Source organism: Microvirgula curvata, from assembly GCF_054781615.1.
Window position 1 is genome coordinate 14,218 of sequence record NZ_BAAGUB010000022.1, and the last position, 11,787, is coordinate 26,004.

Annotated in this window: 11 protein-coding genes; 2 read left to right on the plus strand and 9 right to left on the minus strand. The window is 66.0% G+C overall.

Annotated features, from left to right (window positions below):
- Positions 1–224 precede the first annotated feature (224 nt).
- Positions 225–845: a response regulator transcription factor gene (locus ACYVG8_RS10200; RefSeq protein WP_028498900.1), complete on the plus strand. Its 621-nt coding sequence runs from the start codon at positions 225–227 to the stop codon at positions 843–845.
- Positions 842–2,665: an ATP-binding response regulator gene (locus ACYVG8_RS10205; protein ID WP_460745701.1), complete on the plus strand. Its 1,824-nt coding sequence runs from the start codon at positions 842–844 to the stop codon at positions 2,663–2,665. The genes ACYVG8_RS10200 and ACYVG8_RS10205 overlap by 4 nt, the downstream gene beginning before the upstream one ends.
- Positions 2,666–2,748: 83 nt before the next feature.
- Here ACYVG8_RS10205 and ACYVG8_RS10210 read toward each other — a convergent pair whose 3' ends face one another.
- The 9 genes from ACYVG8_RS10210 to ACYVG8_RS10250 all read right to left on the minus strand — a co-directional run bounded on the left by ACYVG8_RS10210 (position 2,749) and on the right by ACYVG8_RS10250 (position 11,697).
- Positions 2,749–4,776, minus strand: coding sequence for a methyl-accepting chemotaxis protein (locus ACYVG8_RS10210; protein ID WP_028498901.1), 2,028 nt, complete (start codon positions 4,774–4,776; stop codon positions 2,749–2,751).
- A 122-nt stretch (positions 4,777–4,898) separates the two neighbouring features.
- On the minus strand, positions 4,899–5,327 hold the full coding sequence (gene nudB, locus ACYVG8_RS10215; RefSeq protein ID WP_028498902.1) for a dihydroneopterin triphosphate diphosphatase: 429 nt from the start codon (positions 5,325–5,327) through the stop codon (positions 4,899–4,901).
- An 18-nt stretch (positions 5,328–5,345) separates the two neighbouring features.
- On the minus strand, positions 5,346–6,158 hold the full coding sequence (locus tag ACYVG8_RS10220; RefSeq protein ID WP_460745702.1) for a BUD32 family EKC/KEOPS complex subunit: 813 nt from the start codon (positions 6,156–6,158) through the stop codon (positions 5,346–5,348).
- Positions 6,159–6,244: 86 nt separating this feature from the next.
- Positions 6,245–6,877, minus strand: a complete 633-nt coding sequence (locus ACYVG8_RS10225; RefSeq protein WP_107889679.1) for a response regulator transcription factor — start codon at positions 6,875–6,877, stop codon at positions 6,245–6,247.
- Positions 6,864–8,243, minus strand: coding sequence for a mechanosensitive ion channel family protein (locus ACYVG8_RS10230; protein WP_051528772.1), 1,380 nt, complete (start codon positions 8,241–8,243; stop codon positions 6,864–6,866). Before ACYVG8_RS10230 ends, ACYVG8_RS10225 begins: the two co-directional genes overlap by 14 nt.
- A 77-nt stretch (positions 8,244–8,320) precedes the next feature.
- Positions 8,321–9,004 (minus strand): lipoprotein-releasing ABC transporter ATP-binding protein LolD, encoded by a 684-nt coding sequence (gene lolD, locus ACYVG8_RS10235; protein WP_460745704.1) that lies wholly within the window; start codon positions 9,002–9,004, stop codon positions 8,321–8,323.
- Entirely contained in the window at positions 8,997–10,238 is a 1,242-nt protein-coding gene (locus ACYVG8_RS10240; protein ID WP_460745705.1) for a lipoprotein-releasing ABC transporter permease subunit, read from the minus strand. Before ACYVG8_RS10240 ends, lolD begins: the two co-directional genes overlap by 8 nt.
- Entirely contained in the window at positions 10,235–10,462 is a 228-nt protein-coding gene (locus tag ACYVG8_RS10245) for a hypothetical protein (protein ID WP_028498906.1), read from the minus strand. Before ACYVG8_RS10245 ends, ACYVG8_RS10240 begins: the two co-directional genes overlap by 4 nt.
- On the minus strand, positions 10,462–11,697 hold the full coding sequence (locus ACYVG8_RS10250) for a C40 family peptidase (protein ID WP_460745707.1): 1,236 nt from the start codon (positions 11,695–11,697) through the stop codon (positions 10,462–10,464). Before ACYVG8_RS10250 ends, ACYVG8_RS10245 begins: the two co-directional genes overlap by 1 nt.
- Positions 11,698–11,787 lie beyond the last annotated feature (90 nt).

Sequence of the window (11,787 nt, forward strand, 5' to 3'; positions counted from 1 at the left end):
GGTGAAAAAAGACATCGGAAAATCCTCTGGATGGAAAATCGCTGATGGCAGCGGCCGATCGGCCATGCCGTATCAATACCAAAATTATCAATCAAGCATTTGTCATTGGTAAATAATCCAATCCGATTAGGGCTAGTCTATTTTGCTTAGTGGCGGCAATTCCCCTTGCCGCAGTCAGCGGACGCGACTATTTTCCCTGCATTCATCATGATGCCTGGGTATCCATGCCGCGCGCGCGCCTGCTGTTGATCGACGACCACACCCTGTTCCGTACCGGCCTGCGGCTGGTGCTGGCGGACTGCCCGCTGCTGGGGGAAATTTTCGAGGCAGGTTCGATCATGGAGGCGGTGCAGACGCATGGCACGATGCCGGTGGACATCATCCTGCTCGATATCCAGCTGCCGGGTCTGAACGGACTGGACGGCGTGCGGGTCCTGCTGCGCTACTTCCGCTCGGCGCGCATCCTGGTCGTGTCCGGCAGTACCGACAATGCTGCGGCCCAGGCCGCAGAGGTTCCCGGGGTCGTCGGCTTTCTGTCGAAATCAGCCACGGCCGGGGAAATCGAGGAAGCGATCGCCTGCTGCCTGCGCGGCGAGCGCCATTTCCCGCAGGATGCCGCCAGCCCGGCCACCCCCAGTCCCCAGGGGGCACTGACGCCGCGCCAGCTCGAGGTACTCGGTCAGCTCTGCCTCGGCCGTTCGAACAAGGTCATCGCTCATCATATGGGGCTGTCGGAAAACACCATCCGCGTCCATGTCGCCGCCATTCTCGATCATCTGGGGGTCTTCAGCCGGACCGAGGCGGTGCTCGAGGCCATGAACCGTGGTCTGGTGCAGAAGCCATGATCCGCTGCCCGTGGCCCCGCTTCGACGAACCGCGCCTGCTGGCCGCGCAAATGGCGCTGATTGACCAGAGTTTCGGCATGGCCATGCTCGGCTGCAGCATGGCCGCGCTGTTGCTGGCCATGAGCATCGTCCTGTCCGGCGGTGGCCATGCGGTCGGCGGGTGGGCGGCGGCCATGGCCGTGGCCTGCGGCATCGGCCATTACGGCCGCCGGCTGTTTCCGGCGCGCACCAGCGAGGAACAGGCATGCGGTTATGCCACGGCGCTGACCCTGTTGCTGACCGTTCTTGGCGGTTTGTGGGGGCTTGCGGGCTGGCTGTATCTGGACTTGCGCTTTCCGCCCAGCGCCGTCTGCCTGCTGTCGCTGATTGCCGGCATGAGTTCGGCGGCCCTGTCGATTTTCTCGCCCTGCCTGCCGCTGGCCGTCGGCTTCCTGCTGCCGGCCATCCTGCCGGTCTGGGGCGTGTTTCTGGTTTCGGACAATCCGCACTACCTGCCGCTGCAGCTCGGCGTTCCGCTGTACCTGCTGGCGTTGCTGGTGTTCGCATACAATTACTGGCGCGGTGCGCGGCGCTCGATCCAGCTGCGTTTCGAGAATATCGAGCTGGTTGCGCAACTGCACCGGCAGACCGAACTGGCCGAAGAGGCCAACCGGGCCAAGTCGGTCTTCCTGGCCTCGGCCAGCCATGACCTGCGCCAGCCGCTGCACGCGCTCGGCCTGTTCGTGGTGTCGCTGGGCCGCACGGCACTGAGCGAAAAACAGCGCGAGCTGCTGGACCATATCGAAGCCTCCTCGGCCGCCGCCCGCGAAATGCTGAATACGCTGCTGGATTTCTCCAAGCTGGAAGCCGGCGTTATCGAGGCCAGGCCCCGGCCGTTCCGGCTGCAGCCGATGCTGCGCAAGCTGGAGAACGAGTTCGCGCCACAGGCCGACGGCAAGGCGCTGATCTACCGCACCCGCGACACGACCGGCGTGGCCAATGCCGACCCCGGTCTGGTCGAGCTGATCCTGCGCAACCTGATTGCCAATGCCATCCGCTATACCAGCGAGGGCGGCCTGCTGGTCGGCTGCCGCCTGCGCGGCAGCGAGCTGGCGATCGAGGTCTGGGATACCGGCGCCGGCATCCCGGCCTCGCAGCACCGGGAAATTTTCAGGGAATTCCACCAGCTCGGCAATCCGGAACGCGATCGCCGCAAGGGGCTCGGACTCGGGCTGGCCATCGTCGACGGGCTGACGCGCACCATGGGGGTGCGGGTGGAGCTGGCCTCCGTGCCGGCACGCGGTTCGGTATTCCGTCTGTTCCTGCCGCAGGCCGGCACCGAGCAAGCAGTTGCCGAAACCGTGCCGGCCGCGTCCGGACTGCCGTCCCTGCAGGGCAGGCGCATTCTGGTCGTCGACGACGATCCTGCCGTCCGCACGGCCATGACCGGACTGCTGGCCGGCTGGGGCAGTCAGTGCCTGGCGGTCGAGTCGGTTCAGGAGGCCGTCGACTGCCTGGACGGGTTCACGCCGGAGCTGGTGATCGCCGACTACCGGCTGCGCGGACAGCAGACCGGCCAGCAGGCGCTGGAAGCGATTTTCGCCCGCCTCGGCCAGTCGCTGCCGGCCGTGATCCTGACAGGTGACACCGCACCGGACCGGCTGCGCGATGCCCGTGCCAGCGGCGCGTTCCTGCTGCACAAGCCGGTCGATACCGATGTACTGCTCCTGACCCTGGCACGACTGCTCGAACGCCGGCAGGGCCTGCGCCCGGGCATGCTGGAGGGTTCATCCGCCCATTTCTGGTATCTGCCGGCAGCAAAGGACGAAAACCTGGCCTGAACCGGGTGGCTGATGACGGGCGGGCGCTCACGGCCTGAGCCTGTCCGGCCGGGCCGCCGCCGGGCGGCGGCGGCCCTCGCCGTTCAGGAACGCGTCAGCGCTTTCAGCGTATCGGCCACCACGCGGGTATGAGCGGCGGTTTCCGAAGTGCGGCCACTGGCGTTCTCGATGGTCTTCAGCATGCCGGCAATCGCTTCCACATCACCGGACTGCTTGTCGATCTTCTGCGCCACATCGCCGATGCTGCCGGTCAGCGTGGCGATGTCCGAACCGATTTCGCCGGCGCTGTTGCGCGTCTGCTCCGCCAGCCGGCGCACCTCGTCGGCCACCACGGCAAAACCGCGTCCGGCCTCGCCGGCCCGGGCCGCCTCGATCGCCGCATTCAGCGCCAGCAGGTTGGTCTGATCGGAAATCTGCTGGATGATCGCCACCACGCCGCGAATGCGGCTGCTGGCCTCGCCCAGGTTTCTGGCGCTTTCGGCGGCATTGGCCGCTTCGCGGGCCAGCACGTCCACGGTGTCGCTGGCTTCGCGCACGGTGGCTTCCTGCTCGCCGACCTGCGAGGTGAGACCTTCCACCGACGTGTACAGATCCTGCGAGCAGTTTTCCATCTGGCTGGCAGTCTCGATGCGCTGGCTGTGCGCCTGCTGCAGCGCGGCGCCGAGGTCGTTGAGACCGATCGCCACCGCCCGCATCCGCTTGTCGAAAATCTCGGGGTCCAGCTGCTCGCCGAAGCGCTGGTGCTTGTACTCGGTGAGCTGCTGCTCCATCACCCGCGACAGCCCTGACAGCTTGCCGACCTGACGATGCAGGAAAAAGGCCTTGAAACGCCCGTAGTGGGCGACAAAATTGTCGACGTAGTTGTCGCGGAAGGTCGTGCCGGGCGGCACGCGGAAGAAAAAGACCGCCGTCAGCGTCTGGTTCAGGTTCAGGCCGAGAATTTCGCCGAAGGTGGAAAAGCCGGCCAGATGTTCGCAGTCGAACACGCCGCCGAGTCCGGCCAGTTCCTTGCCGTTGTTCAGCCGGCGCAGGATGCAGTCGTTGAGGATGCCGGCCAGCGGTGCGCCGGGCTTGCCCTGCATGAAGGTCCGGAAATCCCGGATTGTGCCCTCGACGAAGCCGGTACGCCGCACCATCAGCAACTCTTCCCCCGGTGCAATGTCGCAGAAGAAATGGACGCAGCCGCGCTCGGCATCGATCTGCGAGATCGAGCGGACATACAGCTCGTCGCCGACGCGGATGGCGAACGAGTAGTCGGCCAGTTTTTCGTCCAGCGCCCGCGGTTCACAGCGGAAATGCTCGCACAGCGCCTCGACGAACGGCACCATCCGCCCGCTGCCGTTGATGACGTGGCTGATCTCGCGCCGGGCCAGCGACGCGCGGATCACGTGGAAACGGGTATCGGTCGGTTCGAAGTTCTGGCTCTTCAGCACACCGAAGCGGATGCCCTTGCTGATTTTCAGGAACACGACCACCGCGTGGTTCTCGAGCTTGCGCTTGCCGTCGTGAATCCAGGTATGGGTGAAGTCCAGCTTGCCGCCGGCCGAGCCGCCGACGAACAGGCACGGGAAACGGCCCGAGTCGTACAGCGCTTCCATGAAGAACGATTCCGACGCGGACAGCCCGTCGATCATCACATAGGCCAGCGTGTCCCGATGGTCGATGTCGATGTCGACATTCAGCATGTCGATCGACTGGCGGATCTTCGCCACCCGCTCCTCGATCGGCAGCGTGATCTGTCCGCCGCGACGCAGGTCCTCGCTGCCCAGCGGCACCGAGACCAGTTGCGCACGCTCGACCAGCGTCGCGTCAAAACACTGGACGACAATGCGGTCCCAGCGATCGCCGGTCTGGCAGTACAGGCCGCCCGTGCTCGAGCACAGCTCACCGGCGGTCGAGCTCAGGATGACCGGTACGCCGGGAAAGCGCCCGGTAATCTGGCTTGCCACTGCGTCGATATCGACATGCGGCGACACGTAGACGGACACGAAGGTCGGCGCGGCGCCAAGGCCGGACAGCGCGGCAGCCAGCCCGGAGGAACCGGTTTCCAGCGTGACCACGCCACTCTGTGTCTTCGCCAGGGAGTGCTTGAAGCGGTTGAAAACATTCATGTATGCATCTCACAAACGGGACAGCCGCTGAGCCATCGGCCGCCACCGGGGTTTCGGCGCCATTCGCCACTCATTCAGCATACGCCGTCAACCGGCACAACAACAGTTTCTGGCCGATATGCCTAGCACCCGGCCAGGGTGCGGATCGCCTCGGCATTCGACGGCGAGAACGCCAGTCCGGCCGCCTCGCGCCAGTCCAGCCAGCGCCAGGCGACGTGCTCGCGCGGTGCCAGCGTCGGCGTGACCGCATCGGCCACGCACAGCGTGAACACGTGTTCGGTATTGTGGGTCACGCCCGGCGCGTAGCGGTGACGCCAGCGCGGGTAGATTTCCCAGACCGTGTGCCGCCGGCAATCGGTCAGCACGCCGTCGCGGATACCGGTTTCTTCCGCCACTTCGCGGCGCGCGGCCCCGGCCAGATCCTCACCGGCCTCGACGCTGCCGGTCACTGACTGCCAGTAGCCGGGCGCATCGGCACGCTCGATCATCAGCACGCGCAGATCAGGGGTATGGATGACGACCAGAACGGAGACCGGATGCTTGTAGTCCATGCGAGCCTTTCAGTCGTGTCAGCCGTGGCCGATATCGGCGCGGCATGCCGCCAGGGTGCGGGCGATCGCCCTGACCCGCCGCGCTTCTTTCGGTGCCGTGCGCGCCAGCAGTGACGAGCGCGCCAGCCAGCCGACCAGTGGCAGCGCGCGTGACAGTACGGCGCGCACGGCAGCACCGGAGCGGCTGACGCACAGTGTCGACAGGGTATCGAAGTCGTCGTCGGACACGTAGCGGGTCACGCTGGACAGGAACAGCAGCACGTCGAAGCCCTGCAGCAGCGGCAGCGGCAAATAGCGGTCGTAGTCGGTCTCGAAGTCGATGCGGCCGAGGCGGCCTTCCGGCCCGAGGGTCAGGTTGCGCGCCTGGGCGCCGCCATGCCAGTGGCCGGCCGCATGAAAGTCGGTCAGGTCAGTGACCGCCAGCGTCAGCCAGCGCAGGCAGGCGGCGGGGTCGTCACGCGGATTCAGCTCGTCTTCCAGCGTCCAGCCGGCATCACTCATGACGAAGGCATCACGGTCGACGGCAAGAATTTCCGGCACCCGGCAGCCGGCGGCATGCAGCGCAGCCAGCCGTACCGCTTCGACCGGCAGGTCGGCCGGATAGACGCGAGGCACGAACGGAACGCCAGGCGCAAGCTTGCGCCGCAGCCAGGGCGCATAGAGTGGAAAGCAGCGATCGCGCCAGCGCGGCGGCATCGCCTTTTTGACGAAGGCGTCCTGCGCCTGCCAGCGACAGGGCGACACCGGGCGACGCCCGGTCAGTGCGGCGGTCACGGCAGACAGATCGGCGCGGCGCGCCGACAGCAGATCGGAAACGGAAGAATCGGACATCACGGACCAACAGGGGGAAAACGGCTGCCCACCGGGCCGGCGACAGCGATGTGCAGCCCGTCCCGGCCGGCAGTCGGCATCAGGGTTTACTCGAGTGGCGGCCAGGAGGCCAGCAGGCCGGCCAGTTCGACGGCGGATTTGACCCCCATCTTCTCCAGCACGCGCGAACGGTGGACTTCGACCGTCTTGATGCTGATGTCCAGCGCCTCGGCGATCTGCTTGTTCAATCGCCCGGCCAGCACATGCTGCATGACCTCGCGTTCGCGGTCGGTCAGCTGACGCAGCGCCGCATCGACCCGCTCGCGGCCGGCCCGCGCATTGCGGCGCTCGCTGTCGCGTTGCAGACAGTCGCCGACCCGCGCCAGCAGCACTTCGTCATCGAACGGTTTTTCCAGGAAATCCGCCGCGCCCATCTTCAGCGCGGCCACGGCCAGCGGCACGTCGGCGTGCCCGGTCAGAAACAGCACCGGCGGACAGCGGCCACCGGCCGTCAGCCGCTCGAACAGCACCAGGCCGCTGATGCCGGACAGACGCATGTCCAGTACCAGGCAGCCGGCGGCGGCGACCACCTCCGGGCAGGCCAGCACGGCTTCGCCGGACTCGAAGGCGCGGACCCGGAAGCCATTGCCCTCGAACAGCCAGCTCAGCGCATCGCGCACCGCGTCATCGTCATCGACCAGCAGCACTTCGCGCTGCTGGCCGGCCTCACTTGCTTTCATCGGAAGCCTCCGTCCGGGGCGGCGCCGGCTGTGGCGCGACCGCCAGTTCACCGATTACGCGTACTTCTCGCTGCGGGAACGGCATTTCGATGCCGTTGGCCTTGAACTTGCGCCAGATGCCGAGGTTGATCGCCGACTTCGGACCGAACGAACCGTTTTCCGGGTCACCGATCCAGTAGCCGACCGTCAGCGTGATGCTGCTGTCGCCAAACGCGATCACATAGGCACCCGGCCCCGGGTCCTTCATTACCCGCGGCGCTTCCTGTGCGGCCTCGATCATCAACTGCATCGCCAGTTCCAGGTCGGTGTCGTAGGCCACGCCAACATCCTGGCTGACCCAGATCGCCCGATCGGAATACGAGGTATTGACGACGGTGTTCGCAATCATGGTGTCGTTCGGAATCAGCGCTTCGGTGCCGTCGGACTGGCGCAGGACCAGATAGCGCGAGGTGATCTCGCGGATCACGCCGGTCCGGTTGTCGACCACGATGCGGTCACCGATGCGCACCGACCGTTCCAGCAGGATGATAAAGCCGGACACGTAGTTGCTGGCGATCTTCTGCAGGCCGAAACCGAGGCCGACGCCCAGCGCCCCGCTGAATACCGACAGCACGGTCAGGTCGATGCCGACAATCGGCAGCGCGATCAGCACCGCGGCCACCATCAGGCCGGTGCGGATGATCTTGCTGATGACGATGCGGAAGCTCAGATCGAGATGGGACAGCTTCATCATCCGGCTGTCGATGATCCGGCTGACCCACAGCGCGACGAACACCACCACCGACACCCAGATCAGCGCATTGACGATCATGAACAGCGTCAGCCGGTTCTTGCCGATATGGAAGCTGACCGAATCCAGCCACTCGAACAGCGCGCCATCGAAGCCGAGCATGTAGGAAATGAAGCCGACCCAGAGAATGGCCGACAGCGTGTGTTCGGTGCCCTGCTCGATCTTGCCCTTCGGCAGCACGCTGCGCACCACCGCCGTCGCCACGCGGATCACCATCATCCAGAACAGCAGCACGGTGCCGATCAGCAGCACGCCGAAATGCGGCTGCTGGAACAGGCGGATATTGATCACGGCCGCCGCCGCGCACAGCAGTCCGGCCGACAGCGGCAGCACGATGCGCTGGCACAGATACGGCAGCAGCCGTTCCAGCCGCTGCGGGTTGCCGGCCAGCGCGCGCTTGCGCGTCCAGCGCGACACCAGCACGCCGAGATAGACGAAAGCCAGCACCAGCGCCAGTTCGGCCAGCCCGCGCGGCCGGGTCAGCAGGGCGACGATCAGGTCGAATTTGTCTGCCTGCGCCTCCATCAACCGGTCGATGGGCGCAGCGTACTGGCTGAGGGGATCGGGGGTGGGCATGCGGGGACAGGGGCTCCGTCAGGAATATCGTGTGAAAACAGGGAAAACGCGGCGCGCGGGGCCCCCGCGCGGCCGGTTCAGTCAGCGACAGCCGGCCGGAGCTGGCCGTCGTCGAGCCGGTAGATGCGGTCGGCGCGGGCGGCCAGTTCCATGTCGTGGGTGACGATGATCAGCGCCGTGCCGAGCCCCTGATTCAGCTCCAGCATCAGCGAGTACACACTTTCCGCGGTATGGCGGTCAAGGTTGCCGGTCGGTTCGTCGGCCAGCAGGCAGGCCGGATGGGTGACCAGCGCCCGGGCAATCGCCGCGCGCTGGCGCTCGCCGCCGGACAGTTCGCCGGGACGGTGCGTCAGCCGGTGTCCGAGTCCGACCCGTTCCAGCATCGCGGCCGCCCGCTGCTCGGCCTCGGCCTGGTTCAGGCGCCGGATCAGCAGCGGCATGGCAACGTTCTCCAGTGCGGAGAACTCGGGCAGCAGGTGGTGGAACTGGTAGACGAAGCCCAGCGACCGGTTGCGCACCACGCCGCGCTCGCGTTCACCAAGGGTGGCCAGATCCTGCCCGGCCACGCTGACGCGGCCGGTGGTCGGCGAATCCAGTCCGCCGAGCAGATGCAGCAGGGTCGACTTGCCGGAGCCGGAACTGCCGACGATGGCGATGCGCTCGCCGGCCGCCACTTCGAGATCGATCCGGGTCAGCACCGGCGTTTCCAGCCCGGTATAGGTCTTGCCGAGTCCTTCGGCGCGCAGGACGGGTTCACTCATAGCGCAGGGCCTCCGCCGGTTGCATGCGCGCGGCGCGCCAGCTCGGGTACAGCGTGGCGAAGAAGGCCAGCAGCAGCGCGATGATGGCAATGGTCGACACATCGGCAAACTGCACGTCGCTGGGCAGATGGTCGATCATGTAGACGTCACTGGACAGCAGCTTGGTACCGAGCACGGCTTCGATCACCGGCACGATCCGGTCCAGGTTCAGCGCGATCAGCACACCGCCGGCGACGCCGGACACGGTGCCGATCACCCCCGACAGCGCCCCCTGCAGCATGAAGATGCGCATGATCGACCCCGGACTGGCACCCAGCGTGCGCAGAATGGCGATATCGGCGCGCTTGTCGGTCACCACCATCACCAGGGTCGAGACCAGGTTGAAGGCGGCCACGGCGACGATCAGCGTCAGGATGATGGTCATCATGCGTTTCTCGATCTGCACCGCGCGGAAGTAGCTCGCGTTCATGTCGGTCCAGTCGGTCAGCACGACATTGTCCGGCACGCGCGCATACAGGTCGTGCTTGACCTGCGGCGCCTGCATCAGCTCGGTCAGCTTGACCCGGACCCCGGATACATTGCCGCCGAGACGGAACAGCCGTTGCGCGTCGGACAGGTCGATCATGGCAAAGCCGGAGTCGTATTCGAACATGCCGACCTTGAACAGGCCGGCCACGGTAAAGGTCTTCAGGCGCGGCAGCATGCCGGCCGGCGTGAACTGCCCTTCCGGCGTAATCAGGTTGACCTTGTCGCCAACGCTGACGCCGAGGGCGCGCGCCATTTCCACCCCCATGACGATGCCGAAGCCACCCGGCTTGAGGTCGGTCAGCTTGCCGACCACCATGTGCTCGCCAACATCGACCACGCCGGGCTCCTGCGCCGGATCGATGCCGCGGATCAGCGCGCCGCGCACGCTGCCGGCCGATGACAGCAGGCCCTGGGCATTGACGAACGGCGCCGTGGCGACCACGCGCGGATCACCGGCCAGTGCCTTCTGCACCGAGCCCCAGTCGGCCAGCTGGCCATTGACACCGCTGGCTTCCAGGTGCGAGGCCACGCCGAGCATCTTGGTGCGGATTTCCTTCTGGAAACCGTTCATGACCGACAGCACGATAATCAGCGCCGCGACCCCGAGGGCAATGCCGATGACCGAGACCAGCGAAATGAAGGAGATGAAGCTTTCCTGCCGTTTGGCGCGCACGTAGCGCAGGGCAATCAGGGTTTCGAAGCTCATCGGGCGCTTTGATACGGGTTGACCAGCGCGCGCATCATGTCAGCCAGGAAATCGCGCACCTGGTTTTCATCGCAGCCCATCAGGACCGCGTCTTCGAACGCATCCTGGGCAACCTGGCGCAGCTCGGTCAGATTTTCGTTCATGACCTTGATCTTTTCCACGCAGGCAACCGGCTGGCCGTCCGGGGCAAGCCAGACGGGGAAAACGGGACCGCTGTCATTCATCACGAGGCTTTCTTGCTGTCGCCGTGGCCGGAAGCATGCTTGCCGGTCGCGGCATGGGACTTGGACTTCTTGTCGGCCGAGTCTGCGCCGGACTTCTTATCGTCGCCTTTCCTGGCCGATTTTTTGTCCGACTTGCCGTCGTCGGCCTTGCTGCACTCGGCTTCGGCCTGCTTGCGCTGCTTCGCGCTCAGGCCCTTCTTCGGCGGCGGGCAGGTCGGACCGTCATCGGCCTTGCCGTGCTTGCCGGCCTTCTTCCCGGCCTTCTTGTCCGCTTCCTCGGCCTTGCTGCACTCGGCCTCGGCCTGCTTGCGCTGTTTCGCGCTCAGGCCCTTCTTCGGCGGCGGGCAGGTCGGACCATCGTCGGCCTTGCTGTTCTTGCCGGCCTTTTTCCCGGCCTTCGTGTCCGCTTCCTCGGCCTTGCGGCATTCGGCCTCGGCCTGCTTGCGCTGTTTTGCGCTCAGGCCCTTCTTCGGCGGCGGGCAGGTCGGGCCATCGTCGGCCTTGCTGTTCTTGCCTGCCTTTTTCCCGGCCTTCTTGTCCGCTTCCTCGGCCTTGCGGCATTCGGCTTCGGCCTGCTTGCGCTGTTTTGCGCTCAGGCCCTTCTTCGGCGGCGGGCAGGTCGGACCATCGTCGGCCTTGCTGTTCTTGCCGGCTTTCTTGCCGCTGTCCTCGACTGCCGACGACGCGATGACGATGTCCGGGCTCTTGCGCAGCCGGGTCCTGACCGGCGGCGGCGTCTCGCCGTCACCGGAGAAGCGGGCGATGGCATCACCGCCGCTGTCGCGCTTCTTCGACGAGCCCAGATCATCCAGCAGTTCGGCACTGGACACATTGCCCGCCCCACGCGCCACGCGCCGGGCGCCGTTGTAGCGGCTGGCCCAGTAGCCCGAGCTCATGTTGACGATTTCGATATTCTTGCCGGTACGCGGCGCATGGATGAACTTGTTGTTGCCGATGTACAGCCCGACGTGCGAGTTTGCAAACCCGCGCGTGTTGAAGAACACCATGTCGCCCGGGCGCAGTTCGTCGCGGCCGACCGACACGCCGAGGCGTGCCTGTTCCGCCGCAGTGCGCGGCATGTTGACGCCGGCGGACTTCTCGAAGATGTAGCGGATAAAACCGGAGCAATCGAAACCCTGGGTCGGCGAATTGCCGCCAAAGCGGTACGCTATGCCCATCAGGCTCATTGCCTGGAGGATCAGATCCCCCATCGCGTCCTCGCCCGGCGCGGACAAACGTGGCTCCTGGCGGTTCTGTGCGGCGGTGTTGCTCGCCCGCGCGGGCTCCGCAAGGGCAACGACGGAGCACGCCAACAGCAGGACGGC